Source organism: Agromyces zhanjiangensis (assembly GCF_040496055.1).
In the GTDB taxonomy this organism is placed as follows: domain Bacteria; phylum Actinomycetota; class Actinomycetes; order Actinomycetales; family Microbacteriaceae; genus Agromyces; species Agromyces zhanjiangensis.
The window spans coordinates 1-605 of record NZ_JBEPKB010000022.1; the positions used below are offsets into that span (position 1 = coordinate 1).

Genomic DNA, 605 nt, shown 5'->3' on the forward strand with positions numbered 1-605 from the left:
GCCCGGACACATTCCGAACCCGGAAGCTAAGACTCGCAGCGCCGATGGTACTGCAGGGGCGACCCTGTGGGAGAGTAGGACACCGCCGGACACACATTGCAGAGTGGCCACCCACAGCGTTCAACAGCGAACGCTGATGGGTGGCCATTCTTCGTTAAGGGGCGTCGCGCAGCGACGCCCCGAGTACGGTTGAGTCCGCAGGACTCCCAGGCAGGACGACAGGAAGCATCCGTGAGCGATTCCACGCAGGATCCCGGCGAGCGCCGGAAGGACCGAGACGACGAACGCCGCGGAGGCCGCTCAGGACAGGGAAACCGGTCCGGTGGGCGTCGACCCGAAGGTGGGCGCGACGGTCAGCGTTCGTACGGTTCGCGTGACGACCGTGGTGGTGAGCGCAGGTACGGTTCGCGTGACGACCGTGGTGGTGAGCGCAGGTACGGTTCGCGTGACGACCGTGGTGGTGAGCGCAGGTACGGTTCGCGTGACGACCGTGGTGGTGAGCGCAGGTACGGTTCGCGTGACGACCGTGGTGGTGAGCGCAGGTACGGTTCGCGTGACGACCGTGGTGGTGAGCGCAGGTACGGTTCGCGTGACGACCGTGGTGG

General features: G+C 66.4%; 1 protein-coding gene and 1 rRNA gene. Both read left to right on the forward strand.

Annotated elements, in window-relative coordinates:
* Positions 1 to 91 (forward strand): 5S ribosomal RNA (gene rrf, locus ABME02_RS18435); the annotation flags it as partial.
* Positions 92 to 322: 231 nt separating this feature from the next.
* A partial coding sequence (locus ABME02_RS18440) for a hypothetical protein (protein ID WP_353816814.1) occupies positions 323 to 605 on the forward strand: 283 nt, incomplete at its 3' end.